20 protein-coding genes are annotated in these 26,599 nt (G+C 41.1%); 11 read left to right on the forward strand and 9 right to left on the reverse strand.

The features are described 5' to 3' along the window. Positions 1-309: 309 nt before the first annotated feature. On the reverse strand, positions 310-1,461 hold the full coding sequence (locus GO493_RS15510; protein WP_157307117.1) for a hypothetical protein: 1,152 nt from the start codon (positions 1,459-1,461) through the stop codon (positions 310-312). A 512-nt stretch (positions 1,462-1,973) separates the two neighbouring features. Between GO493_RS15510 and GO493_RS15515 the strand changes: the two genes are divergently transcribed. Further along, a complete protein-coding gene (locus GO493_RS15515) occupies positions 1,974-3,017 on the forward strand; it encodes a ParA family protein (RefSeq protein WP_157307118.1) in 1,044 nt (347 codons plus the stop codon). A 445-nt stretch (positions 3,018-3,462) separates the two neighbouring features. Here the strand turns inward: GO493_RS15515 and GO493_RS15520 are convergent, their stop codons facing one another. Next, a complete protein-coding gene (locus tag GO493_RS15520) occupies positions 3,463-3,849 on the reverse strand; it encodes a (deoxy)nucleoside triphosphate pyrophosphohydrolase (RefSeq protein WP_157307119.1) in 387 nt (128 codons plus the stop codon). Beyond that, positions 3,836-4,714, reverse strand: coding sequence for a YDG/SRA domain-containing protein (locus GO493_RS15525; protein ID WP_157307120.1), 879 nt, complete (start codon positions 4,712-4,714; stop codon positions 3,836-3,838). The genes GO493_RS15520 and GO493_RS15525 overlap by 14 nt, the downstream gene beginning before the upstream one ends. A 287-nt stretch (positions 4,715-5,001) precedes the next feature. Here GO493_RS15525 and GO493_RS15530 point away from each other — a divergent pair, with 287 nt between their 5' ends. Next, positions 5,002-6,558 (forward strand): hypothetical protein, encoded by a 1,557-nt coding sequence (locus tag GO493_RS15530; protein ID WP_157307121.1) that lies wholly within the window; start codon positions 5,002-5,004, stop codon positions 6,556-6,558. Positions 6,559-6,568: 10 nt separating this feature from the next. Further along, the gene (locus tag GO493_RS15535; RefSeq protein WP_157307122.1) at positions 6,569-7,078 is read left to right on the forward strand and encodes a TlpA family protein disulfide reductase; all 510 of its coding nucleotides are present in this window, start codon (positions 6,569-6,571) and stop codon (positions 7,076-7,078) included. Between the two features lie 57 nt (positions 7,079-7,135). Here GO493_RS15535 and GO493_RS15540 read toward each other — a convergent pair whose 3' ends face one another. Further along, complete coding sequence (locus tag GO493_RS15540) at positions 7,136-7,489, reverse strand: hypothetical protein (RefSeq protein ID WP_157307123.1); 354 nt, start codon at positions 7,487-7,489, stop codon at positions 7,136-7,138. 305 nt (positions 7,490-7,794) lie between these two features. Between GO493_RS15540 and GO493_RS15545 the strand changes: the two genes are divergently transcribed. Further along, positions 7,795-10,374 carry an alpha/beta hydrolase family protein gene (locus GO493_RS15545; protein ID WP_157307124.1) on the forward strand — a complete coding sequence of 860 codons (2,580 nt, stop codon included), beginning with the start codon at positions 7,795-7,797 and terminating at the stop codon, positions 10,372-10,374. Between the two features lie 5 nt (positions 10,375-10,379). On the opposite strand, the gene GO493_RS15550 is transcribed toward GO493_RS15545, so the two are convergent. Beyond that, the gene (locus GO493_RS15550; RefSeq protein ID WP_157307125.1) at positions 10,380-12,845 is read right to left on the reverse strand and encodes an alpha/beta hydrolase family protein; all 2,466 of its coding nucleotides are present in this window, start codon (positions 12,843-12,845) and stop codon (positions 10,380-10,382) included. Between the two features lie 562 nt (positions 12,846-13,407). On the opposite strand from GO493_RS15550, the gene GO493_RS15555 reads away from it, so the two are divergent. Next, on the forward strand, positions 13,408-13,737 hold the full coding sequence (locus tag GO493_RS15555) for a hypothetical protein (RefSeq protein WP_157307126.1): 330 nt from the start codon (positions 13,408-13,410) through the stop codon (positions 13,735-13,737). 67 nt (positions 13,738-13,804) lie between these two features. Here the strand turns inward: GO493_RS15555 and GO493_RS15560 are convergent, their stop codons facing one another. The 3 genes from GO493_RS15560 to GO493_RS15570 form a co-directional block, all read right to left on the reverse strand. Beyond that, on the reverse strand, positions 13,805-15,823 hold the full coding sequence (locus GO493_RS15560) for an NACHT domain-containing protein (protein WP_157307127.1): 2,019 nt from the start codon (positions 15,821-15,823) through the stop codon (positions 13,805-13,807). A 151-nt stretch (positions 15,824-15,974) separates the two neighbouring features. Further along, a complete protein-coding gene (locus GO493_RS15565) occupies positions 15,975-17,813 on the reverse strand; it encodes a glycoside hydrolase family 2 protein (protein ID WP_157307128.1) in 1,839 nt (612 codons plus the stop codon). A gap of 306 nt (positions 17,814-18,119) precedes the next feature. Further along, the gene (locus tag GO493_RS15570; RefSeq protein ID WP_157307129.1) at positions 18,120-19,121 is read right to left on the reverse strand and encodes a helix-turn-helix domain-containing protein; all 1,002 of its coding nucleotides are present in this window, start codon (positions 19,119-19,121) and stop codon (positions 18,120-18,122) included. Between the two features lie 252 nt (positions 19,122-19,373). Between GO493_RS15570 and GO493_RS15575 the strand changes: the two genes are divergently transcribed. The 6 genes from GO493_RS15575 to GO493_RS15600 all read left to right on the forward strand — a co-directional run bounded on the left by GO493_RS15575 (position 19,374) and on the right by GO493_RS15600 (position 24,617). Further along, positions 19,374-19,940, forward strand: coding sequence for a hypothetical protein (locus tag GO493_RS15575; RefSeq protein ID WP_157307130.1), 567 nt, complete (start codon positions 19,374-19,376; stop codon positions 19,938-19,940). Between the two features lie 9 nt (positions 19,941-19,949). Further along, a complete protein-coding gene (locus GO493_RS15580; RefSeq protein WP_157307131.1) occupies positions 19,950-20,450 on the forward strand; it encodes a helix-turn-helix domain-containing protein in 501 nt (166 codons plus the stop codon). Positions 20,451-20,456: 6 nt separating this feature from the next. Beyond that, complete coding sequence (locus GO493_RS15585; protein ID WP_157307132.1) at positions 20,457-20,879, forward strand: hypothetical protein; 423 nt, start codon at positions 20,457-20,459, stop codon at positions 20,877-20,879. Positions 20,880-20,999: 120 nt separating this feature from the next. Next, positions 21,000-22,235, forward strand: a complete 1,236-nt coding sequence (locus GO493_RS15590; RefSeq protein WP_232538861.1) for a PepSY-associated TM helix domain-containing protein — start codon at positions 21,000-21,002, stop codon at positions 22,233-22,235. 107 nt (positions 22,236-22,342) lie between these two features. After that, on the forward strand, positions 22,343-23,986 hold the full coding sequence (locus GO493_RS15595; RefSeq protein ID WP_157307134.1) for a M28 family metallopeptidase: 1,644 nt from the start codon (positions 22,343-22,345) through the stop codon (positions 23,984-23,986). A gap of 46 nt (positions 23,987-24,032) precedes the next feature. Further along, positions 24,033-24,617, forward strand: coding sequence for a hypothetical protein (locus GO493_RS15600; RefSeq protein WP_157307135.1), 585 nt, complete (start codon positions 24,033-24,035; stop codon positions 24,615-24,617). 261 nt (positions 24,618-24,878) lie between these two features. Here the strand turns inward: GO493_RS15600 and GO493_RS15605 are convergent, their stop codons facing one another. After that, positions 24,879-26,519 (reverse strand): Kelch repeat-containing protein, encoded by a 1,641-nt coding sequence (locus GO493_RS15605; RefSeq protein ID WP_157307136.1) that lies wholly within the window; start codon positions 26,517-26,519, stop codon positions 24,879-24,881. Positions 26,520-26,599: the final 80 nt, after the last annotated feature.

Genomic DNA, 26,599 nt, shown 5'->3' on the forward strand with positions numbered 1-26,599 from the left:
AATCAGCAGGAAAATAAAAATATCAAGAGCTTGGAACCAATAATGAAGTTTCTTCAAGTTACAATGGCGCGTTTGCTTGGAGGTTTTCGCGAACATTGAGTTCTTACGGAAGATATTATGTAAAGATTTACATAACCTCGGCCGCAAGAGCCATTTGTTTGCAGGGGCACATGAAGCCGCTAAGAGATCCGCTATGCTATACAGCCTGTTGGGGACCTGTAAAATGCACAGGTTAATCCTGTTGAATGGCTTGAAAACGTATTGGGCGTAATCGCCGACCATCCTATTAGTCATGCTATAAATAATTGATCATTCCTTCGGCGCAAACAGATCCGAAATCTTATATCCCAACCCCAGCCCCAGCCAAAAGCGCTTGTGGTAATTCCAGTTGCTTGCGTCAGAACCCATACCAAAATCCCAGCCAGCAAAGGCGCCTATCTGTGCGCCTTTTACCTCGTACATAAATCCTACTCCAGTAGAAAGTGCAGCAATTGTCTGCTTGTCTTCCTTCTTCATGGGAATTTTACCGACCGTAGATGTAACAGAATCCACTGTTACTGCTGAAAGATTGATAAAGGGACCCAACCGCCACGACGACGACACATTATTAATATAAGTACCCGCTCTATTAGTAATATGGTACCGGCTGGTTTTTATCCCACCATATAGTCCTACATTCACGGCCGCTGATACATCATCTTTCACTTTCATACCATTCCGGGTAAATCCGAAACGTACTTTAATCGGAATGACCAATGCACTCAGGTGAAAGGAAGAAGAAGTATATGGGACATAGTAACGATTATCCAATTCCAGTATATACTTGGCATTATTATACCGGTTCACCAGATAATAAGCTACAGCACCCGAACTATTAAGTACTTCAATACCGTCCGAGTGCTTAAACCAGGCCTGCGTAGTCTCCCGGGTATCAGGCATTACTTTTCTATAAGCATAGAATACTGTATCGGTCAGGGTTTTCATGTCTGCATATGTTGGAGCCGTGGTGCTATCTTTGCAATTATAAGTTTGAGTATATTCACGGAGTGTTGTTCCAGGCAGTAGCCGAATCTGCGACATAATAAAGTAGTTAATATATAACTTGGTTTTGTCCTTTTCATCTAAATAGAGCGTTGCCCGCTCGTTATTTTCAGCAGGGATAGGTATCTTATATTCCTTATCTGAAGAGATAGAAATAGTAACAGCACCGCTACTAGGTGGTATTATCGATTCCACCTTAATCTCAGTTTTTCCATTGGTAATTTTTTTTTCGTGAGTAACCGTAGTAGTCGAGCCGGCGGGAAGGTTATACATCTTTGGACAGTCGGGAATAGAAACCAGTTTAAATATATGGTGACGACGATGTAATCTAATAACTCCCGGCAACTCCGTCATTTGTGCAAAGACATTGGTTGTTACCAATAATATGAATGCAAATAGCAGGGGTTTGATGTAAGGCATAACAATGATTGATTTATAGGTATGTGAAGTAATTGAATAATTCAACTCTCGACATGGAAGCTATCATATTTGATGTATTGCACGACTATTCGTGCCAACAAAAATGGCGGAATTTAGAGGCATTAGCAATACCAACTAGTTTGTATTTTTGGCTGTTTATGTGGGACCACTTATCCATACAAAATATAAATCAAAAACCAATCGCGCCCCTCGTTAGAGGGTTACGATCCTCCTAGCTGACTGACCATCAAAATTGACGAGACACCAACATAAAGTGTAATACACAATGAAAGATAGAGACCTTTGAGGTTATCTGGGAAAATTATTTTTCGATGAGTACTTTTGAGGATAGTTTCCGACTCTCTATAGCGACAAACTTATGATTTTTATTTATTTAATATATAGATTATATATGAATGCATATTTACTTATTAATCTTCAATAGATGCCACATGAAAGTTTCTCCTTCTGTTTTCGTTTTTGTAGCCATTTAAAACTCAATCATAATAAGCATGACAAAAAAAATTGCAATGTTTAACCACAAAGGAGGGGTGAGCAAAACCACGACAACGTTTAATCTTGGATGGAAATTAACAGAATTGGGTAAAAAAGTTCTCATTATTGACACGGATCCTCAATGTAATTTGACAGGCCTTTGTCTTAGCCTAACTCATGATGCTAATTTTGAAGAGTTTTACGCGAATAGTGGAGTTACTAACTTAAAACAATCACTTGATCCCGTTTTTAGTGGAACCCCGAATCCATTATTGCCTGCTAATTGCTACGAATTTCCTAATCGGCGGGGACTATATTTATTGCCCGGACACATTGACGTTTCCGAGTTTGACGTACCAATTAGCATTGCGCAAGAATTAACAGGAAGCCTTAAACTGGTGCAAAACATTCCTGGCGCAATCAATGAGCTTATTCGCCTTACTTCAGAAAACTTTGGTTTCGATTATGTACTTATTGACATGAGTCCTAGTGTAAGCGCAACGAATGCTAATTTGTTGATGCTTAGTGATTATTTTATTATTCCATGTAGCCCTGACTATTTCTGCAATATGGCGATAAGTTCATTAACATCTGTATTGCCAACATGGTTTGCAACTTATTCAACTGTAAAAACGCACCCAGCATTTCAAGATGCATTGTATAAATTTCCATCAACTATCCCAAAGTTCATAGGCACAATTCAACAGCGATATAGGCCAAGAAATGGTGAGCCCGCAAAGTCTTTTCAATCATGGATTAATAGGATTAATCAAAACGTTATTAACGGACTAGTTCCAGCATTGAGAAAAACTAATATGATAATTGATGAGGAGCGCTTTCGAGAAGTTGCGGCCCCGGAGGAACCATATAATCTAGTTAATATAGCTGATTTTAATAGTCTAATAGCTCAAAGTCAAAAGTACAATACTCCGATTTTCAGCTTAACAGATCAACAAATTGAACAAGTAGGAAATATCCTAGAAAATATGAAGGATTCTCGTGACAAATTTAATAAGACATTTACAGACTTTGCAGAGGCTGTCATTGGCTTGACGAATTAATAGACTATTATCTAAGGCAGTTTTATCTGTTAAGTTACCAAAGTGCCAATAGGTCAGGTAATATAGACGGATAGATAATGATAATTCGCTCATTTCGACTACGCAATCTAAAAAGCTTTAGGAATTTACCTAAGGCTTTTCTGCTTGGCAAAATTCCTTGTAATTGTAAACTTATGTATAAAATATAATATGATTTAATTAGCAAAAAAAACTTAAAATATAAAAGAGGCAATTACGCCCCGGCAGTTTTATAATTGGTGTTATCAAACTCAAAAAATAAGCTTGGATAAAGATAGGAAATTTCCCGGATACCCAGCTTGGTCATGAATTAGATGTAATACTAAACTAAACGCATTAATGCGGTCTGCTAATTGAAAACATAATAACTGATGCTACAGTCAGTATTACAGATCAATATAGTATTATCGATAACTTTGTTATAAGTTCAACACTTACTGAGTGCCTCTGCAATAGGAATATCTGCAGGTGCTAGGTTCCATTGGTTGAGATTATTTTTACTTACCCATTCGTATTGGTCATGATCAGTAAGCTTATAACTAGCTTTCTGAAATTGACAGATATAAGCAATTAATTCAATTGTAAACAAATCATAATTATGTACGACCGTTTTAAAATGTTCTTTGATTTCGACGCTCATTCCAAGCTCTTCAAAAAGCTCCCGAGATAAGGAATCCTCTTCTTTCTCTCCAGACTCTATTTTACCACCTGGAAACTCCCAATAGCCAGCTAGTGACTTATGAGGGCTTCTTCTACAGAGAAATACTTTGTCCTCATTAAAGATAATACCACAAACGACCTTAATTGTAGCCATGACTTTTACGGTGATATTCTAGGTTTGTTTTATTGATGTGATGCTTCTTATGTAAAGTTAATCTACCTTCAAGTATCCCGATTAACGTCAGGTCATCATTAATGGAGAATGAACCTCTGTCAAACATCACGTGATGATTGGGACAAAGACAAAGTACATTATCACTGCTGTCATGTCCATTATGAGGTTTACCCAGAGGCTTGATATGGGCTCCTTCTGCATATCTGCCTGATTGTGTCAGTACCGGACTCCCACATACTTGGCATTCGAAATTATATAACTTCTTTATGCCTCTAGTAATCTGGGTATCTCTGATTATTCTTAAGACTGTTCCCGACTTTCGTTGTGTTTCACCATGAAGATTTTTTAATTCAGTGTGTTCTGGTAACGCTCGTTTTATATTTAAGCCACAATATTCAAGACGAAACTTACAGATTTTAAATCCACTTTTCCCCTTTTCTTCCCAAGCGTCTACAACACTATATAAGCCAGCATATGTATATCCTGTACTGGGAGAAAATTTAGATTTATGGGAATGGCCACGAATGACCCTGACAGGTAGCCCTTGGTCCATACTTAACCTCAAACCTGCATTACCTCTGTTCTCCCAAGTTTGATCCTGTACTTGTTTGCCAGTATCAGGGTTATTTCCCCCGGCACCTGTATATATAATTACATCACCTAGGTCATCATCATCTTCATAACCACCTGATAAAACGATGGCTGCTGCGCCTTCTTTTCCGTTACCATCTATCCCAGCCCCCCAATTTCTATGGAAACTGGAAGGCATCATTTCCTTTCTATCTCTAAACCAATGTTCTTCTTCAAATCCAGGTATTTCTCCGAATTTAATAGGTCGTACCATAATAATAAGGGGTTTATCATTTTAGGGGCAACAAAGATAATTATTGATACAACATAAATATTAGTTAATAAGGACTCGGTAATTATAATGATATGAAAATCAATTATAAGGGTTCGCTAATTGAAGAAGGGTATATCTCAACTTAACATAAGTTTACTTCCTGTCATCATTAATAATGACAGAATTGCATCCTGCTAAATCTTCCCTTTCTCCTAAGTATTTTTACTCTCAATAACATTATTTTACGCCGGTTAGCCAGATACTTCACTATCCTTAACCAGCGAAAAATGGATAATCCCAACAACACCGTTACCCTGAACGAAGAAAATGCCACTTTACATAATCCCGGGACTGATACAGCAGCAGAGAATACATCCGGCAGAACGTTTAAAGATTTCTTATTTAGGAGCAAGCACAGCAAACTCTTTATATGGCTCACCGCCCTGGCCATTATTCTTGAGTTTATAGTATTCAAGTACTTTTATCCCTCAGCCGGGTTTATAGATGGTGATTCTTACGTATATATAGAAACGGCATATGGGAACTTCAGTATCAACACGTATCCAATAGGGTATTCGAAATTCCTTCGGTTGTTCAGCGTATTGACCATCTCTAACACAGCCTTGGTGGCGTTTCAATACCTGATGATACAGGCAAGCTCCCTGTTATTGGTATTGACGCTTTCCTATTTCTATAAACCGGGCAAGATTACCTTTGTGGTGCTGTATGCCAGTATGGTATTCAACCCTGTATTCCTGTTTATGGCAAACTATGTATCCAGCGATGCTTTGTTTCTGTCCCTCAGTCTGACATGGTTTGCGACACTTATCTGGATATTACACCAGCCAAACAAAGCACTGATCTATTTGCATGCTTTTTTGATACTATTAGCTTTTACAGTGAGGTATAATGCGCTGTTTTACCCGGTAATTGCCGCTTTGGCGTTTATTATCAGCCGGCAATCGTGGAAGATGAAGGTAATAGGGATAGTTTCAAGCATGATATTGATAGCAGGTTTTATGTGGCATACTGGTAACCAGTATAAAAGACTGACAGGCATTCGCCAGTTCTCGCCTTTCACTGGTTGGCAGATGGCGAATAATGCCTTATATATCTATAGGTTTGTACAGGATGAGCCTCCACCAAAGATGCCTAAGAAGTTTGCTGCGCTGGATAAGGCTGTCAGAAGATATTTTGATACCACCAGGAATGTATTTGTTCACCAGCAGGAAATGTTCATCGCCAATACCTGGTATATGTGGGACCCGAAATCCCCTTTGCAGCGATACATGAACAGGCAATTTAAAAAGGATTCTACCGCTACGTCTTTAAAAAGATGGGCTTCAATGGGGCCATTGTATAATGAATACGGCTCTTTTCTTATAAAAAAATATCCTTTAAAATTTGCCCAGTATTTCCTGATACCTAATAGCTTGAAATATTATGCCCCGCCGGTTGAGTTCCTGGATACTTATAACATGGGAAAAGATAGCATTGCCCCAATCGGCCAAATGTGGTTTGGTTTTGAGTCCAGGAAGCTGAAAATGCATTTCAAGGATCTGAAGGTAAATGTATTGAACTTCTATCCCATCCTGGTAGGGGTGATGAACGTCATCTTTGTATTCAGCCTGATAGGTTTTGTTGTGCTGAAGGGCTTCAGGTATAATAAGCCACTATCCTACGGACTGCTATTAGCCTTCGGCCTATGGGTCGTAAATTGCGGGTTCAGCGTATTTGCATCCCAGATTGCCCTGCGCTTCCAGATGACGCCCATATTAATATTTTTCTCTTTCGGATTACTGCTCATCGATTACGTCTGGAGAGCCGCTTTTAATAAACTATAATACTTTTTTTATGCGGATTTTGTTGCTAGCCATATTATTAGGAAGTCTGTTAGCCTGCACAAGACAAGCTCCTAAGAAAGAAGGCGATGAGATAACTGTCGTAGGACAAAGAATGCCTTCTTTCGACATCCTCCTGAACGATACTGTTACGAAGCTGAATACAACAAACATTCCTGAAGGTCAGCCGGTGGTGTTTTTTTTCTTCGGACCGGATTGCCCATATTGTCAACAATTTACAAAGAACCTTACTGAGCACATAGACGAATTGAGGGATATCCGGTTTTATATGGTGAGTGTAGCCAGCCCTCATGATATTCAACATTACGATACGCTTTTCTCACTGAATAAGTATAAGAATATTGTGCTGGGACGGGATGTGAAGGGATATTTTATCAGTAATTATAAAGCCCCAGGTTATCCATATATGGCTGTATATGATAAGCATAAGAAGTTCAAACAGATCATTATAGGAGGGGTAAGTATAGATTCCCTGAAGACAGTAATAAATAGTAAATCGTAGCTATTTATTGGGAAACAGATCCCTGCGTTAAAACAGGGGTCTGTTATTTTTGTGCAATTATTCAATTGCAGTAGTTCCTGTCGTTGTCTGAAGGCACACTACCATTTGAACAAATGTTGTATAGGTAGTTGGTGGCGGTGAAGTGGTATAGTAAAAAGGAACCCATCCAAGGGCTGTATAAAGCGTATTTACCAAAGGGGTATTTGTGGATGGCCATCTGCCGGCACGTACACAAATGGCTAATACTGTTGAATAAGTACGGCCATTGATGAAAGTAGTATAGGTACTAAACTGGCCATTTAACCTCCACAATTCAGTTTCCGGTGTAAAACGATTAGCCCTGAAGGCAAATATCCCTCCGGCGAAAGCAATAATGGCAATAACAATTAAAAAGAATTTTGCTTTGTTCATGGTTATAACTGCTTTTAAGGTTGAAAGCTACCTTAGGTGGTTAAGTAATGAGGGGTGGGAAATTACCAGTGCGATGGAGATCCGTTTTGCTATTCAGTCGTTAAAATTATTTATACGATTAAGATTCTATAGGTGTTTGTCTCTAAACACATTTCTATTTGAACAAACGTGATGAAAGTAGTTGGCGGAGCGTAGGCTTATTCGTTAAATTTGATGCGTTTCAACATTCCACAGGATAAATTTACCTTGTAGAAACATAAAACCAGTTAGTACTTTATAGAGAAACTTTAGACATAGCAATCTATATGAAATACCTGGCGGCGATCCTCCTTGTTTGTACCTGTACTACGTTATACTCTCAAAAGCCATCACTGACAACCGGGGCTTTTAAAGAATGGCCGGAAATCCTTCGTTATAATATCAGTGATAATGGGAAACATGCCTGGTTTATTACCATTGATGAGCAAAATGCCTGGATATTACATCTTACATCTTCAGATACGCTTTATAAGAAAGATATACAAACGGGGCTTGATCCGGTATTTACCAGGGATAGCAGGTATTTTCTTTATAAGGTACCTGTAGATACTTTGTTCATAGAAGATCTTGATAAACACATCACTACTTTTATAACCGGTGTTAGTGAGTTTTCTGTTCCAGAAAATGGAGGTGAAAGCTGGATAGCATATAAAACGTACAAAGACAGGGCGTTAGTAGTGAAGAATATAAGGTCAGGAATATTAAGAATATATAAAAATGTAATAACCTGTCTTTTTAATCCACAGGGAACGGAGGTAGTGATCCAGACTGCCGATGCGCTAAGATGGTTATCCCTGGTATCATTAAAGGAGAAACTAGTAGTGCGGGATTCCTCTATACGTAATATGAGATTCTCTTTTCAGGGAGATCGTATCGCTTTTGTCAGCGCCGGACAACAGTTGAACTATTACGAAGAAGGAACAGATAGTGTGAAGGTATTCAGAACAGAGGGTATTTCAGAAAGCCCGCTACGATTTAGTGAAGATGGGAAAACGATCTTTTATTCCCGGCGTTTCACTAAACCAGTTGTTAAGAAAGATAGTTTAGTGATTACAAGCAGGCTGAATATCTGGCATTACAAAGATGAATATCTGCAGGATTATCAGCTCAATAATTTAGAATATAGCCAAGAACGGGACTGTCTTACCGCGTTATCAATCGGTTCCGGAAATGTAATCTCCCTTGAAGATCCGGATACAACACTGATCCTGTCGTCCAATCATTATGCGCTGCTCAGGCGAAACATAAATACAATGGAAGCGCGTCTGAAAGGAGAACCATTACCTGGTTTGGTACTGGTATCCCTGACCAGCGGACTACGTCGGGAAATCAGGCCTCCGGGGAATATGTTAGAAGATACAAGTATCTCCCCGGATGAGTGTTTTATTACCTGGTTTGATAGCGGTATAAAACATTATTTCAGCTATGAGATCAGTACAGGTGTATTGCGTAATATTTCCAGGGATATTCCTTATCCCGTCTTTGACAAAGAGAATGATAGATTGCAGGGGCAAGGTCCGTATGGTATAGTTGGTTGGATTGGGAAAGATAGCCTGTTAATATACGATCGCTTTGATATCTGGTTAGTTGATCCATCCAATAAACAGGTTCCTGTTAATATCACAAATGGTTATGGGCGGAAAAATAATATAGTATTCCGGAATGCTGCAGCTACATTTACTGATACTTTATTATTAGCTGGTTTCAATATTAAGAATAAACGGAATGGCTTCTTCTGGTTACAAATGAATAAAGATCCTGTTCCGGTTGTATTCGGCCCTTATCTTTACTATTTCCCTCCACTGGATATAATCCTGTCAAACGATCGTCCGGTCAGAGCTAAGCATAGCAATGCTTTTTTGACAAAACGAATGACAGCTACGGCTTTCCCAAACCTCTTCCTGGTAAACGAGAAACGCCAGCAGATACCATTAACAACGTTTGAACCGCAACAACACTATAATTGGCTGACAGCAGAGCTCATCCACTGGAAAATGCCGGATGGAAAGCTGACCAGCGGAATACTCTATAAGCCTGAAAACTTCGATCCTTCAAAAAAATATCCTGTCATATTTAACTACTACGAGAAAAAGAGTAATGGCCTCTATATCTATCCCAAGCCGGGAGTAAATACCGGCACATTGGATATTGCCAGGTATGTCAGCAATGGCTACCTGGTATTGTTGCCTGATATACATTTTAAACCGGGACTGACCGGGGAAAGTGCACTTCAAACCATTGAAGCAGCTGCTAAGCATCTGTCTGTGTACCCGTGGGTAGACAAACATAAGATGGGCTTGCAGGGGCATAGCTTCGGAGGATATGAAACGAACTATATCATTACCCACTCTAACCTGTTTGCAGCCGCACAGGAAGGCGCCGGTTCCAGCAACCTGGTCAGTGCATACGGCTATCTTACTCCTTCAGGAGGTGCGCGTCACGAGCTTTATGAGATTGGACAAAGTAATTTGCGTACAAGACCCTGGATAGATCCGGATGTTTACATTAAGAATTCACCGGTCTTCAATGTCCATAAAGTGACAACACCCCTGCTAATGATGCACAATAAAGAAGATAGTGCTGTACCTTTTGCCCAGGCTATAGAATTTTTCACCGCATTGAGAAGAGAGAATAAAAAGGTCTGGTTATTACAATATGATAAAGGCTCGCATACCCTGGATAGCGATCCGGAAATAGCCCTGGACTTTAATATACGGCAGCAGCAGTTTTTTGGCCACTATCTGAAGGATGCTCCACCCCCGTTGTGGATGACAGAAGGAGTACCTGCAATTTACAAAGGGATGAAATCCGGACTGGAAATAGATAGTTCCGGGAAGCGCCCATAAAATGATTATTTCATCCAGTCTGGAACAGGTGCGCCTTTCAGGTAATGATTAAAGAACTCCTGTTGTTTGATAGTAAAATCCAACATAAGCGCCCCGTCTTCAATAGTATGGTCCTCATTTTCATATTGCAGCATCCAGACAGGTTTGCCAAGATATTTTAATGCTGCATAGAATACATGGCTTTGTTTTACCGGCACTGCCCCGTCTTTCTGATTATGCATCATCAATAGCGGAGTGGTGACTTTATCCACAGAAAACAATGGAGAATTCTCAACATAGATATCAGGAGCCCACCAGAGAGAAGTATCCATTCTAAGCTGTCCTTTCTCACACATACTGATCTGGCTTTTCCCTCCAAAGGCCAGATCACCATAATGCGTAATGAAATCCGTAAGACCAGCTGCACTTACAGCAGCCGCGAAGAGATTTGAATGAGTAATGATGTAATTGGTTTCATATCCCCCGAAGCTATGGCCCTGTAACCCCATCTTATGTTTATCTACCCATGGAAACCGGCAAAGGTATTCAGCAGCAGAAGTGACAGCATCTAATGCTCCCCGTCCGGGATAATGATCCGGATAAGTAATGTCTGGAAAAAATACAAGATATCCATTGCTGACATACCAGGGAATATCCAAAGTTCCATTGCTGAGAGCAGGAGTAAGATAAGTGTATGCTTCATAGCTTCGCTTTTCATAATAGTGAAGAATGACGGGATATTTTTTCGACGCATCGAAATTCTCAGGTTTATACAATATGCCTGTTGTTTTTTGCCCATTTGGCATTGCCCAGTTATGTAGTTCACTACTAAGCCAGTTGTAGGTAGATTGAGGGTGGAGATCAGAAAGTTGGATAAATGAACGAAAGTCTTTAGTGGCCACCAGGTTAGGTGCAGTTGTATCTGTCATGTATTTCATCAGGTAAGTATTACCTGCTTTCAGTGGCGGAGGGAAAGGGAAGGTGAAGTATTCCGGAAAGTAATAAAGCCCTTTCGACATCCCGCTGAGGGAAACAGTATCTGTTCCCCGTGAGTCTATTCGCCAGAAACCATTCCGCTTATACTGGTCAAAGGCAGTTAGCAGCGTTGTATTTCCTGCCAGCGCCATACGAAACTTTATATGATTCTTCCTGCCGTAACCATTAGTAATATTGACAGGAGGGTTTTTAGTTGTAGGATCTACCTTCCAGATGTCATAGCAGTCGTAGATAAGTAGTGCCTCATCTTTTGGAAGCCAGCCGGCTATGTCATAGGGATAGATAGCTTTCAGGTCCGGGTATTCATCTATATATAAGTTGACAGGGATGTGTGAGGAGATGTTTCTGGTAACACCCGTGGCTGTTTCATAACTAAAGTATGCTTTCTCTTCCGGGTTATACCACACTACGTATTTCTCTTCCGGAGATAGTGACAATGCTATAGATTTCTGCAGATTACTTACAATAGTGCAATGTAGACCATTAGATAAAGATACCAATACATAAGAAGCCCGTTTCCCGTTCCAGTAGCTTTCATCCTCATTAATAGTGTTTCTGACGATGACATATCTGCTGCCTTTAGTACTTACCACTGTATCTTCAGATTCCAGTTGTCTTGTCCATTCACCATCTGTTGGCATAACTGCCAGGTAAGTGCTGAATCTCTTCCAGGAGGAAGTAGCTTTTTGTTCTGATGGTAAGAACTCGTCTTTATAGTGCCAGATAGTGATATTGCCGGATGCTTCCCGGTATGTGTTTGTATTCGTGCTGAAATAAATATAACGTCCATCCTCACTGAATTGGGGCGTCATGTCAGATAATCCGTTAATAGTACGTGCTTCGGCAGAATCAAGACCGGGATGATAATAACGAAGGGTATGCTCCAGGTTATTAGTCGTTATAAAACAACATTGGGTACCTGAAGTATCGAATGCCAGTTGTCTTGTACTGCTACCTTGCATAATGATTTTACTACTGCCATTACTAATATTCACCCATCTGACAGCGCTGTCCTGTATTAGAAATAATGACTGCTTATTCAATACTGATTCCCTGGCATAGTAAGCCCTTTCCCATCCGGTACTCATATTCCTGAGAATGATGCTGTCCTTATAATGATAAGTGAGCCATTCTCCATTCCCCTTAGCGGGAATAACTACCGAATGTGCATTAGGACGGTATTCAATACTATCCGTTCCAAGAGTAAGAATTGCCAGTCCTTTAACCGTGTTAAATAAAAACTCCCGGCTGTTGCTATTAAATACAGGCGCATAAGCGCCGCGAAGAACTTTTTTATATTTCCCATCTGCAGAGCATAATACTAAAGTATTCCCCGTTTTCTCCGACCCGTACTCATACCAGACGTACTTTCCATCCCTGCTGATGTCATAATTACTCAGCATTTCCCATGATCTATAAGACTCATTATCTATTGGTTGCTTTTGTGCATAGACGAACGGTGAGTAAAGCAGGATGAGGAGGAATATCGGTTTCATATACTACTAATATATTTGAGATAATACAGCTTTTAGTTTGGAGATAGCGCCGTGATGGCAAAAACTTGTGCGGTATCTACTAAACATTTCCAGCTGTATAAGTATTAGCTTTAATACTGTGAATAGAAACCAGTTGTGCGAAATGTTTTGATCCCTATTTAAGCATTGGTCGTGTATTTAATTCCCAACATTATAATCTTTATGCAGAGTAGCTGAAACCATCGTAAGAAGTAAATACAATCGCTCACCCACGGGTTAGCTTTTCCCTAAAAAGCATATATGACTATGAAGAAGGCTAAATTTCTTTTAGTGGCTATTGCTATAAATCACTTTCGTAGCATTTACAACGTTCGTGACAAGGACTACCACTATCCAATGATATTTTACCCTGAAAACCCCGTTTGCAAAATGTCGTGAGTTCTATTCTGTTCAAATCGTGTGTTTAACTCTTCTTTCATCCATCCGGGATCATAACCTATGGAGTCGCCGAAAACCATCGAAACGAGTAGGCACAATCTCTCATTTCCCAGGTTAGCTTTTATACCTAAAAAGCAGAATGACTATGAAAAAGGCAAGAATTATTCTGGCTACTATTGCCCTGTTGGCAATTGTAAGCGCAACTATGGCTTTCAAAATGCGTAATGGTACACCCAGGTTGGTTGTTCCTCAGTTTATTTCGACGTATATCTTTACGTACCAGGGCACCCCTTACACTGTTACTTATTGGTATTGTAGTACTACCAGTGTTTGGAGAACAAATATCGGTTCCCCGATTCAGACCTGGTCTTCTTTCTTATCTACCTACACCACCTTTGATATTAATGGGCAGCCGTTTACAACTACATTTGTAGCATGTACTACATTTCAGACAGCAACGACTGCTCTTCAATAAAGAGGGGTAAGGATAATTGCTGTGAAGCCAACTCCCAGCCTATTGACTGGAAGTTGGCTTATATAGTTTAAATAGCCAATAAAGTATTGTTTGCTGTTATCTTAAATAGATTTTCATTTACAATCAGGTAGTTAGGTAGTCTGAAGATATTCCCATGTTGCAAGAAGGATTTTACCTCATATATACTATGGTAAGAGTTTAGCTCAAAAGATTTTGAATAATTCAGGAGGGATTTTTTTACTGAGTTTCGTATAACCTCGTTGTTAATAATACGCTCAAAGACCGGATCTACAGTATCGGTGTACGTTTCTCTTATTTTATGGGTAAAGCTGTCGTCAATGATCCTGTTGAAGCCGTCTTTCTTCAATATGAGTCCTGAATATAGGCCTAAGAAACAGATACCTAATATTTCTTCGACCTCAAAATCCGGTATTTCATTCATTAATCTTTCTAAGAAAACCAATATATATTGCATATGACTGCCAGTATGCTTAGTCAAAAAGTCATGGTATAGTTCAGCGAAGTAATTGTTCGGATTGGAAGATAATGCAACACATAAAGCGAAGATCTCAGGAATTGTAACCAAGCTATTCTCGTCTTTATACACGCTTCCTATATTGAATATATGATAAGCTGTTAAGAACTCCTGTAATGAGAAATGAGAAAAACAATACTTTCTTACTCCTGTTTCAATGAAAAGTCCTGTATGATTTTCAATTTCTTCAACAAGGTATTCTAATTCATCGATAGGTATTTTATATTTAGAGAGTAGGGATCTTAAATATAATCGTAAGTTCTCCCTGGTAAATTCCTGTTCCCCTTTATTTTTTGTAAGCGCAAAAGCGAATTCGGCTAAAAAGCGGATTTTTTTCTCTTTGACAAATTTCAGATACTTACTGTGCCTTCTAAGCCGGTTTTCAGCTTCCCATTTCTCAACTAATAGTTCAATTATCTGGAAGTAGATCTCTACAGATGTATGTGGTATCTCTGCATTATTCTTTTCAAATAATACACAGATGAATGCTAAGATTAGTGGTCTGTATAATGTATCGTAATAAGTTTTTGTTCGTAATTTTTCTTTTAATAGATCGCCATATTGAGGCTTGTTTACGAACCACTTATCGATGAATAAATTCAGTTGTTCATCTTTGAAGAAATTGATTTCATAAGTATAGGTATTGGCAAAATTTCCAATTGTGCTTATTTCCCTGGAGGTAATTATGAAATTGCTTGCAGGGCATTTCAACGCCATGTTATTAAGTATTTCTACCAATGCTTCTTTTATCAGAGGCTCCTGTATCTCGTCATATCCATCTACAAGGTAAATTATTGAATGCTTGTTTGAAAGTTCCCATAAAAACAGTTCAACTGACTTTACCCATGATCCATAAGTATCATCGTTCATGAAGATATTTGGATACTTCACGTAAAATCCAAGATCTCCAAGAATACTGATCAGGATATGTGCTTTAGTTGCTGTTTTCTTTTCTGTGATAAGAAAGAAATCTTCTACTACTGCTATTTCATCTGCATGCGAGCTCTGACGCATGGCTTTTTTTCTTGGAATGTATACATTGGAAGAAATATCTCTGCATTTCAATAAATATGGAAAATATCCATTCTTATTGATATGATTATCTTTTGACGGAGAGTTGTTAATCAGATGCTTTATTAGTGTTGATTTCCCTGTTCCCGGCCCTGCCTTGAATATATAGTTACTCCGACTGGTTAAAATATCATCAAGGTTTATGAATTCCTGTTTATTGTATATCTCATATTTCCGGAAAGTTTGATAAACATAATATTCTGAATTAAATCTAGGATTGAAACTCCTGATGATGTTTTCATTATCGGCCCAAGTCAACATACCAATTATGGAATGTTTTAAGGCATCCAGGTTCTTAAATTCATAAATGAACTGTTCTTCATGTGTCTCGCCCCCTGCATTTTTGCTTTTGGGGAAAGAGGATATCTGGGATAATACAAAATCGCTGACTTTAGTGATTATGTATTCTCCAAGAATGGGATAGGAATCGTCAATTTTCTTTAAAAAATCCTTTAAAAAGGCATTGAGTGAATCGTCCATTGCAAGGTTATTAAACATCATTAACTGTTGGGTTTTACAGTTTTATGAAAATTAGCTCTATAATTTGGTATATTCCCTAAGTGAAGTTGCATTTCGATATATTAAATAACATAGAGAACAGGCAAGAATGTAAGAAATGTTGATTTATTTTTCAATATGATCCTGGTTGGATTGAGTTTAAGCGCTTTAATTCCTGGGGGGCAATCTTCATCACCTCCCTATCATACGTTATCAGCCCATTTTCCTCCGTCTCCACATCATACGGTTGCGTATATATCGCCCCGGACAGCCCCTGTTTCTCCAGCCTCCTTAACCTCTCCATCATCGTAGCATACTTCTGCGCAAACTGCGCCGGCGAGACCTCCGCATACCCCCATCCGGCATCAGGATTCCACTGATGCCCGGGAGTCCTAACCCTTAGCCCTCCCCATTCCCCCAACACTCTCGCTTTCCCTGGAGATGCAGGCCCTATAGAAGGACCAGGGTAATAATGTATATCCGCCAGGTCACTGCTTACCCACCAGCTGCGTGGTGGAAGGGAAGAGTATTCATCAAGGTTCTCGCCGGAGTGGCCGTTGATAATGCGGGAAGAGTCGGTCTGTTTCATCCATTCTGTCAGTCGTTTCTGGTCATATCTGCCCCAGCCTTCGTTGAATAATACCCAGACGATAATGGATGGAAAGTTGTGGAGTTGCCGGAGGTTTTCGGCGGTTTCGTATTCGAACTGGGTGGTGGCGTAATAAGATTCATCTGCACAGGGGACCATGTCCTGCCATACAAGTATGCCTAGTTTGTCTGCATGATAATACCATCGGTCAGGTTCTATCTTGACATGTTTGCGGATAGTGTTAAATCCCATGTCTTTAATAGTTTGTATATCGAACCGCATAGCGGAATCTGTAGGAGGTGTATATAATCCTTCCGGCCAGTATCCCTGGTCTAATACGCCCAGGTTGAAGGTATAGTGGTTGTTGAGAAAGATACGGGGTATACCGGCACTATCATTCTTAACTTCTATCTTTCGCATGCCGAAGTAGCTGGTAACGGAATCTGTCACTTTGCCATTACGCAGTAAAAATATTTTGAGAGAATAGAGGAAGGGATCTGCAGGACTCCAGAGACGTGCCCGCGGAACAGGCATATCTAAAAGAACGGAAGCAGGGCCTGTGACCCTGCCTATCTCCTGTTTGCCGGCATAGGCAATAGCTTTTACGGCATACCCCGGCCCGGTAAAAGATGTATTCACCCGCAGACCCAGACAATCAGCATCAATATCCGGCGTCATATACAGATCTGTAATATGAACAGGCGGCACTGTTTCCATCCACACTGTCTGCCAGATACCGCTGACGGCAGTATACAATATCTTCCGCGGACGAAGGAACTGCTTCCCCGTTGGATTAGGCCCCAGGTTAGTAGGGTCGAACACACTTACCACCAGCTCATTTTTGCCCGGCTGCAGTGAAGCTGTAATATCAAAAGAGAAATGCTGATAACCGCCCATATGCCGGCCGATAAGTTTCCCGTTCAGATAAATGGTCGCTTTCCAATCTACCGCTCCGAAATGAAGCAATACACGTTTCCCTCCGCGGATATCCGGCGCCGTTATATGCCGCTTATACCATAACCGCTGAGTAGGAAGAAAAACTTTTTTCACACCGGAGAGTGCAGATTCTATAGGATAGGGAACAAGTATCTTACCATCAAAAGTAGCAGGAACATTTGCATCCCAGGGCGTGACAGCATAGTTCCACAAGCCGTTCAGGTTCTCCCATTGAGAACGTACCATCTGCGGACGTGGATATTCCGGCAGTGCATTGCCAGGAGAGACTTCAGCAGCCCACCGTGTTTGTACCGGCACCGGTTGCATAGCCCAGGGTGAAGGAGCTACATGCCCGCCGGCCCCATGAGATGGGCCGGGGGAGGCATATAGGTATAAATGGGGTATCCATAGGGCAACAAACAAAAGTGTGCTTTGTAACGGTTTCATTTAACCTGGGTTTTCTAATGATTTTTGCGGTAGGGGAGTAAGAAAAGCTGTGTCTCTCTGAGGCTATCATTGGAGGGTAATGCCGTGTACTAATTGCGTTGTGGGGGGAAAGGTAACACGGAAAAAAATGTCCCGGCTAGAGAACCAGGACGTTTTGTTTTCCTCAATATACCATTAATAAGTTTCGAGTATTGCTTATTCGTATGGCAACGAAACTAATGTTAACTTTCATCCTAAAGGTACTCCGGTATTACGGATAAGTCTTTTGGTGATAGCCCTGAATTGTTAGGAGACAGCGAAATGTTTCTAGATAACATTGCTGTTCTTTCTCAATTCCCGCGGACTTAATGAAAAACGTTTCTTTACTGCATAGGAGAAGCTGGAATAGTCGGTGTAGCCGAATTCCTCTGCCAGGTCCTGCAGTGGGGTGTTTGATTCTGTGAGTTTGCGGTGAATAATACGCATACGTGCGTTCTGGAAGAAATCATACACTGTGATTCCGTGTCTGCCACGGAAAATGTCTTCCAGTTTCTTTTCATTCGTACCGGCATATCTTGCCAGTTGCTTCAGGGTAGGAGGAGAGGGCTGATGTAAGTGTTTCAACAGGTAGAGCTCCGTCTTTTCTCCTTTTTCATGATCGGCCACAGTGAGGCCGTTGGCGTCTGTAAGGTAACGTGAAAGCATGTCAAGTGATTCAATGATGAGTTCTCCGGTTTTCTGTTCTCTGTACTTCTCGCTGGCGGCTCTAGGTAACTGTCTTTCCGTGATGTCCTGGATTACATTACGCAAGCGTTCAGGGGCGACCATATTCTGGTCTAAGAGAGTGATCGTGTCCTCATTTTGCATTTTATCCAGCAAGTCTTTCACTATCGGGAAGCTCTCCTGGTATTCTTCCAGGTCTACTACCGGGATCTGTACATTAAGTGCCACATATATACCCGCTGTTTTAAAACGGATAATATGACGCAGGCGGGGCGTAACGACAATGTTCAACTGATGCTGAAAAGTTTCCAGTTCATGACTGTTCAACTCATAATGCATACTGCCTTTTAAGGTGTGGTGCAGGAGTAGATCTTCAACGTTGCCTTTGATCCTGAATGCTGACGGTTTTGTAATAATAAAATGACTTACCCAGGCCCTGTAACCTTTATCGGTCACCTGCTGGTAAAGGATACAGCCAAAGCTATCGCTGACTGCATAGAATGGAGTGGCGCCCTGCAGTTCATAGCTGCTATAGGCTTCGGGCACTCCTGGGGTAAACAATACAGGTTGCCCTATTTGGGTTGTAATGGACAATGGTAGGGTCATCGTATAAGCAATTTAGAACAGTATACTGCAATGGGACTGTCAACGGGGAAAAAAGGAGTCCTAATTAAAATAAAAGAGGATTATTAACGTGATCTTAACTTATTGCTTTAAATAGAAATTCTAGCTTTGCCGGGCAAAAAGGGATTCATTGATTCAATTTCTTCTCATGCAGATAGAAGAAGTCTCCCCAATAGCTTTCCCCTCAGATTGAATGCTCCTATAACAGAAAAGTAAACCTATAAGTTGATTTCTATGGAAATAATTCCTACTTTTGGTCATACAAGGGCCATAGAAGATTGTCATTTATGGACGGTTTGTTATCCGGAAGAATTGAATGATGCTTTCACAAATACATTCAACAAATGGAATGATACATCATACCTGGTATCTTTTTTTGAAGAAAACAATAAAGATTTAAATCATCCATTTTGGAATAGCATAACAATAGACGAAGCAATCGATCAGGTTAGAGAAGAAGCAAGGCAGTTTATGGGAGAGCTGAGGCGTATTGAAATGAAAAAGATTGAAGAAGGAGATCGTTCATTGAAACAAATCTTTCAGGCTCTGCATAAGGAGGGATATATTTTAATATCGCAAAATGTTGCCCTAAGAAAAGGGAAGGCAAAATATCCTGTACCTCCAATGTTGAGGCTATATGGAATTGCACTTGAAGATAGTTGTATAGTAATTACGGGAGGAGCAATTAAGATTACGCCGGGAATGGATCGGCCTCATTTAGAAGAACAGAAACGCAAATTGTCCAGAGTTCAATTTTTTCTTAAACAGGAAGGAATTGACTCCAGGGATGGAGTTCAATAATTTATAATTATGGCAAAGACACAAAAGAAACTAGCAAGCTTGAATAGCAAAGGTCAGGTAAGCAAATGGTCAGAGGATGCTGATTCCCGTTTGGAAAACTGGAAGTGGCTTAGTTATTCCAGTCAGATAGCAAGAAGAGTATATGTTGCAGTTAAAGAAAGAGAAGGAATGAATCAGAAAGTGCTGGCAGAAAAATTAGGTGTAACCCCTCAACATATAAGTAAGATATTAAAAGGTGAGGAAAATCTGACTCTTGAAACGATTGCCAAATTGTCTGACGCGCTTGGTATTGAACTGATAACTTTTCCTGATTATAAATATAGTAAGCAGGTAGTGTTAAAAGAATATATCTCTAAGAATAGTTTAGCATGGACTGGGCTTTTAAAAAAATATGTCACTAACATGTATCCTAATGACTATCAGCAATTGCTCTCGAATACTCATTTGTCATTAGCCGCAGATAACGCACAAACATTTGTAGCATTTGAAAAAAGTGATTTCCCTAAATAGCAAACTATGAGTAAGAATCCTGCTTTTATTCTGAAAGGAATCAATACCGAAGAATTCGCACTGATTGAAGAAGCATATAATCAATTTGAACAATCCGGATGTCAGTTCTCAATTAAGTTTGGGAGCTTACCTAATAAAAGAATCATCGCAGTTATTGTTCGTTTCACTTTTGATCAGAAAAAAACACCTTTCCTTATTCTTGAACTAGGTTGCCAATTCGAAGTAGAATCTCAAAGTTGGGAAGATATATCAGCCAGGAATAATGTAGTCCTCCCCGTGGATTTTGCCCGCCATCTTGCCTCGATTAGCTTAGGGGTAGCACGAGGTGTATTGCATGCTAAAACAGAAAGCTCGGTTTTAAATCAGTTTATGGTGCCTGCTATTGATTTACAGAGTATTATAAAAGAAGAACTCACGATTATCCCATAGTTTTTCCGCATTGCGTAAATACTTTTCCCTTTCCGTCTCGCCAATTCCTCCCTTTCCCCCGACTTTTGCGCAGCAAAACCGATAGGAAGCCACTCAAACGCTATGCTAATGGGGAACAACATGCAAGTTAACGGAAAGAAAAAGGGAAAATCCTGGGGTAAAAAGCTCAACGCCTGGCTGCACCTCTGGCTGGGGCTGGTATCAGGTATCATTGTCCTGGTAGTAAGCATTACCGGCTGTATCTTCGTATTCCAGAAAGAAATATCCGAATGGGTACATCACGATATGTACTTCGTGCAACCTCAGAAAACAGCTATTTTACCTCTCAGCGTATTGCAGGAGAAAGCACAGGCGGCCCTGGGAAAAGAAACGCCTGTCCGGAACCTTATCGCTTTCAAAGAACCCAACCGTGCCTGGGAATTTATGGCATATGCCCCCGGCGATGAAAACGCACTCACCATTTTCGGATCCGTTAAGCACTATAAAGCAGCATTCGTCAATCCATACAACGGTGAAATTACCGCTGTACACGACTTCAAAAAAGACTTCTTCGTCATCATAAAATACCTTCACTGGAGCTTACTGCTGAATACGAAATACGGTCAGCCGATAGTAGGCTGGGCTACTTTTATCTTTGTAGTACTGCTGATAACCGGGTTGATCCTCTGGTGGCCTAAGAAATGGACAAAGAAAACACGGGAGCAGAGCTTCAGGATAAAGTGGTCCGGCAACTTTAAACGTGTGAACTACGACCTGCACAATGTACTGGGCTTTTACAGTATGCTCCTGGCGCTGATCATCGCAATGACAGGTATGGTATGGGCCTTCAAATGGTTCCAGACCACCGTATATGTAGTTGCTTCCCGCAGTGTTACTCCGCCGAAACGCGTTACCGCTACTTCCGATACACTGGCCCTGCCACTGGCAACCGGCAATCCCCTGGATATTGCTTTTACCACTATGGCTAAAGAGCAGCCAAAAGCTAAACGCTACAGCGTCTTCTACGGACAACCCACCAAAGCTTCTCCCATTTTCATGTCTGCATATAAGAGCAAAGAGACTTATTATGACAGGGATGATTACCAGTTCGATAAATACACCGGTAAATTACTTGTACGCCAGACACCGAAGGACAAGAACGCCGGCGAAAAGATCATTGGCATGAACTACGATATCCACGTAGGCGCCATTGCCGGACTACCGGGAAAAATATTGGCTTTCTTTGCAAGTCTGATCTGTGCCAGCTTACCGGTGACAGGGTTCCTGGTATGGTGGAATAAAGGCAAAAAAGATAAAAAGAAGAAAAACGCCGTACAGGTTGCCGAAAGAGAAAGGGCTGCCGTACTCACAGCATAATCAACGTCTTCTTTATAGCAAAAGCGGGCTTCTGTGGACTAGTACTACGGAAGCCTTGCTGTTTATAGAAGGGAAAAAGATATCTTTAGCCATAAATTAAATAGCCAATGAAGCACCTGCGCATCCTGTTACTACTCCTCCTTATAGCTGCCGTAGCCTGCAATACCGGCCAGAAACAGCCGGCAGGGACACAAGACTCCACCGCCATTAAAGCCATCGATTCTGCCGGGTTTATAAAGGATATCACCGTCCTGGCTTCCGACGAGTTCCAGGGACGCAAACCCTTTACCATAGGAGAAGAGAAAACGCTGGCATACCTTGAAAAACGCTTTAAGGAAATAGGATTGCAACCCGGTAATGGTAACAGCTTCCTGCAGGAAGTGCCTATGGTAGAGATCCTCTCCAAACCCAACGGAGATATGCACTTCTATGGTAAGAACGGCGATGTTAGCCTGACCTACCTGGATCAATACGTAATAGGTACCAAACGTGTACAGGAAAAAGTAGCTGTAGATAAATCTCCGCTGGTATTTGCCGGCTTTGGGATAGTAGCGCCGGAATACAACTGGAACGACTATGAAGGCCTCGATGTAAAAGGCAAGACCGTAGTGGTAATGGTGAACGATCCCGGTTTCTATGACAGTACCCTCTTCAAAGGCAAGACCCATACCATGACCTACTACGGCCGGTGGACGTACAAGTTCGAAGAAGCCGCCCGCCAGGGAGCTACCGGCGTGTTGATCATCCATGATATCCTTCCCGCCGCCTACGGCTGGAATGTAGTGCGCAGCGGCTGGTCAAAACCTAAACTGGATCTGCAGACGGCTGACGATAATAAATCCCGCGCAGCAATAGAAGGATGGCTCACGCTGGAATCTGCAAAGAAGATCTTCCAGCTGGCCGGTGTTCCGGAGAGCGTGATGGAACAGGCTAAACATCCTGGTTTTAAACCTGTTCCGCTGAATGTAACTACCTCAATTGTTGTAAATAACCGCATTAAGAAGTCTGTCTCTCATAACGTAGCTGCGCTGCTGCCGGGTACTGAGAGAAAGAACGAGTACATTATCTATTCCGCTCATTGGGATCATCTGGGAGTTGGTGAAGCCATCAGGGGAGATTCTATTTACAACGGCGCTCTGGATAATGCCTCCGGCGCCGCCGCTCTCCTCCAGCTGGCCACTGCCTTCAAAAAGCTGAATGAAGCGCCCAAACGTTCCATCCTCTTCCTCGCTTTGACTGGCGAAGAACAGGGCTTATTAGGATCGGAATACTATGCTACTCATCCCATTTACCCTCTGAAATCGACCGTAGCAGATATAAACATGGATGTGCTGAACTTCTTTGGTCGTACGAAAGACATCACCATCGTCGGACAGGGACAATCTGATCTGGATGATTACGCTGCCCGTGCGGCAGAAAAGCAGGGACGTGTAACTGTCCGTGAAGCTAATCCTTCCGGAGGCTGGTTCTTCCGCTCAGATCACTTCAACTTTGCAAAAGTAGGTGTACCTGCACTTTACCCCGGCAGCGGTATGAGATCTGTAGCGCACGATTCCGCCTGGGCGCCTGATCATGCAGCGTTCTATGGTCGCGAGCGTTATCACTCACCGTTTGACCAGGTAGATCCTGACTGGGAGTTGTCTGGTATGGTAGAAGATACCCGCTTCTTATTCGATGTGGGAGTAACATTGGCGGGAGAAGATAAATTTCCGCAATGGAAGGAAGGGTCAGAGTTTAAATCTAAGCGATAACAGGACATCCGGAAGCAATTACTTCCGGATGTTTTTTTAAATAGTTATGATAAAAGGAATAGATCGGCAGGAGTTTGAAGATCAACTTAAACTTACACAGGAATATTGCATACAACAGCTGCAGCATACATATAAGAACTATGCAGCGATCTTCAGATCTATCAATCCACTGGATGATAAAGGGTATACATTTAAGTTCAAATTTAAAATGCTGGATATAGTCCCTCCTGTATATGCTACTCTTGTAGAATGGGGTACACTTCCGGGTGACAATGAGCAATATTTTGATCGTCTTTTTGAAATCCAGCGGACATTCAAAATCAAGAAACGGAAGCTGTTAGATACAGGAAAAAAATATAAAGGACGGATCTTAGCTTGTAGCCTGGATGAAACATTGGTTGATGGAGCTGCCGCTTTAGCCTCTAATGGCCTACTGGACGATTACAATTATCCTCCTATTGATACATGGTTTTATATGATCCGCCAACCTAATAAACGCATTTTATTTTCATGGATTCCGGATTATTTTACTTTTCATGTCAATAAAGGCATTGAAGTGAACCCTGAAGAATGTATCAATTGGGCAGATGTTTGGTATCCTGATGAGCCTCTTTTCAGGCCTACATATTAAAAAGTATGCTTCTTCTCCAAGCTCCGGCAACACTTTATCAATCCTCGTCACCTCTTTTTCAATTCCCAACTTCTTTCTGATCTTAGCCATCTCGTCATTTCCTCCTCCGCTTTTCATTCCCGGGCCCGGCTGGCCGGCTTTCTTCAATACAGGCTTCAAAGCCTTCCTCCACAAGCCGTTTCTCTATCTGATCTGCCATTTCCACTTTTCAATACCCGGTAAATCTCCATGTGCTCTTTTCCTTATTTTAGTAATGTATGATTAATTCCCTGGTACATATTCTATTACCGCTCCCGTTAATGTATTGTTTCCATTCCACGTGAGCACATTGTATACGATAAGCCCACCGGCCGTTGCAAATATCGGAGCATCTCTGTTCAGCTCAGATACAAACTCTGGTGTGCTGGCACTTGCCAGTTGTGTGTACTGTTGATTGGCATCCATTTTCCAACACTCCGGTATGACTCCAAATCTACCTCCGGCAGGACTAGTACTCGGAATATATTGGTACCCGCCGAAGAAATATGTCGTGTTATTTTTATTAATAACGGACACTCCTGTTCTTGGAGGCAATGATTGTGCAATATCAGGTTTGGACCAACTATTGTTACTGAAATTGAGCGAAAAGTTCTCAGTCGATTCATGACTACTATTATCACCTCCGGATAAATATAACGTATTATCGTACACGTAGGCAGTCATGCTTTGTATCGAATTAATAGCTGGTGATTGTGGGAGATTTTCCCAGTTATGCGTAACCGGATTAAAAATTACCCAATATTTGGTATACCAGTATTCAAAGAAGTTAGGTGCTCCCCCCAGTCTTATCCCACCCCCCATGTAGATCTTATTATTGTAAACTGCGGTTGACATTCTCAGGCGACCAATTGCATTGCCAAAATCAACATCGTTCATGTTACCTATGCTTTGCCAGCTGTCAGATACCGGATCGTATTCCCAAACTTTGTCATTGGGTGTTGAACCGTCTACTACGCCTCCAAATAAATATGCTTTATTATTAACTGTGATTGCCATAGCACTGTGTAATGGCACCGGAAATGGACTCTTCTTTTTCCACTGGTAAGTAGTTAGGTTGATCTCCCAAATAACATTGGTTGGTTGTGTTGCCGACAAGTACTTGTGTCCTCCTACAATATATCCATTATTGCCAAGTGTAAAATAAGCGGCGTTTTCAGACAGCGAGCCTTCATGCGATGAGATCCGCCTCCAGTAACCTGGGAGAACAGGAATATCAGGAATAATAGTTTGACTATATGCGCCTTTTTTGATTGTGATCGGTGTGCCTTGGCTGTAGTCGATTGGTACAAGGAAAACAATACTTCCAGATCCAACAACAACATTTATACTATCTATCTTTTTGTCACCGACATATACTTCAAACCCTTTTGTCTGGTCATTGGGTATAGGTTCAGTGAAATAAAGTCTTAGTATGGTATTCCTGGAGATGACTGAATCTTTAAGCGGTGCTATTTGAAAGCGGGGAGGAATAACCTGTCTGGGTTGACTGTACCAGGTTTCTTTTGCTGTTGCTATAAATAGCCGAAAAGTATAATTCTTCCAACGTGACAAGTCTTTGACAGTATAGCTTATATTAATAGAATCGCGGATACTGCCCAGAATAATTTTCTCTGGGCTGTTCACAGTAGGGATTGAATCTGTACTATACACGATGCCACAAACGGGGCTGTCTAACCAGGACGGCGCAATGATTTTACCTGCGATACGGACAGCATCATTATTTTCGATGTCAGCAGAACTTAATGTAAGTGTTGGAGGGGGCTCAACGACTGGTGGTAGGGGTGTATCCTTAACTTTCTCTTTCTTACAGCAAACCAGTAAGATAAGAGATACAATGCCCAGAATATAGCAATACGACTTCATAGGTAAATCATAAACGTTGCGTAAATGTAGCTAATTATTTCCTTGTGTGAATCTTCACTTCCTGCCCCCGTCGTTTACCT

It is taken from the genome of Chitinophaga tropicalis, assembly GCF_009758205.1.
Lineage (GTDB): Bacteria > Bacteroidota > Bacteroidia > Chitinophagales > Chitinophagaceae > Chitinophaga > Chitinophaga tropicalis.

Coding starts and splice junctions, on each gene's coding strand:
- GO493_RS15595 (WP_157307134.1), top strand. CDS start 22,343: ATGAAGCACCTGCGCATCCTGTTACTACTCCTCCTTATAGCTGCCGTA.
- GO493_RS15570 (WP_157307129.1), bottom strand. CDS start 19,121: ATGACCCTACCATTGTCCATTACAACCCAAATAGGGCAACCTGTATTG.
- GO493_RS15545 (WP_157307124.1), top strand. CDS start 7,795: ATGAAATACCTGGCGGCGATCCTCCTTGTTTGTACCTGTACTACGTTA.
- GO493_RS15515 (WP_157307118.1), top strand. CDS start 1,974: ATGACAAAAAAAATTGCAATGTTTAACCACAAAGGAGGGGTGAGCAAA.
- GO493_RS15580 (WP_157307131.1), top strand. CDS start 19,950: ATGGCAAAGACACAAAAGAAACTAGCAAGCTTGAATAGCAAAGGTCAG.
- GO493_RS15590 (WP_232538861.1), top strand. CDS start 21,000: ATGCAAGTTAACGGAAAGAAAAAGGGAAAATCCTGGGGTAAAAAGCTC.
- GO493_RS15565 (WP_157307128.1), bottom strand. CDS start 17,813: ATGAAACCGTTACAAAGCACACTTTTGTTTGTTGCCCTATGGATACCC.
- GO493_RS15575 (WP_157307130.1), top strand. CDS start 19,374: ATGGAAATAATTCCTACTTTTGGTCATACAAGGGCCATAGAAGATTGT.
- GO493_RS15510 (WP_157307117.1), bottom strand. CDS start 1,461: ATGCCTTACATCAAACCCCTGCTATTTGCATTCATATTATTGGTAACA.
- GO493_RS15555 (WP_157307126.1), top strand. CDS start 13,408: ATGAAAAAGGCAAGAATTATTCTGGCTACTATTGCCCTGTTGGCAATT.
- GO493_RS15600 (WP_157307135.1), top strand. CDS start 24,033: ATGATAAAAGGAATAGATCGGCAGGAGTTTGAAGATCAACTTAAACTT.
- GO493_RS15540 (WP_157307123.1), bottom strand. CDS start 7,489: ATGAACAAAGCAAAATTCTTTTTAATTGTTATTGCCATTATTGCTTTC.
- GO493_RS15525 (WP_157307120.1), bottom strand. CDS start 4,714: ATGGTACGACCTATTAAATTCGGAGAAATACCTGGATTTGAAGAAGAA.
- GO493_RS15535 (WP_157307122.1), top strand. CDS start 6,569: ATGCGGATTTTGTTGCTAGCCATATTATTAGGAAGTCTGTTAGCCTGC.
- GO493_RS15520 (WP_157307119.1), bottom strand. CDS start 3,849: ATGGCTACAATTAAGGTCGTTTGTGGTATTATCTTTAATGAGGACAAA.
- GO493_RS15585 (WP_157307132.1), top strand. CDS start 20,457: ATGAGTAAGAATCCTGCTTTTATTCTGAAAGGAATCAATACCGAAGAA.
- GO493_RS15530 (WP_157307121.1), top strand. CDS start 5,002: ATGGATAATCCCAACAACACCGTTACCCTGAACGAAGAAAATGCCACT.
- GO493_RS15550 (WP_157307125.1), bottom strand. CDS start 12,845: ATGAAACCGATATTCCTCCTCATCCTGCTTTACTCACCGTTCGTCTAT.
- GO493_RS15605 (WP_157307136.1), bottom strand. CDS start 26,519: ATGAAGTCGTATTGCTATATTCTGGGCATTGTATCTCTTATCTTACTG.
- GO493_RS15560 (WP_157307127.1), bottom strand. CDS start 15,823: ATGGACGATTCACTCAATGCCTTTTTAAAGGATTTTTTAAAGAAAATT.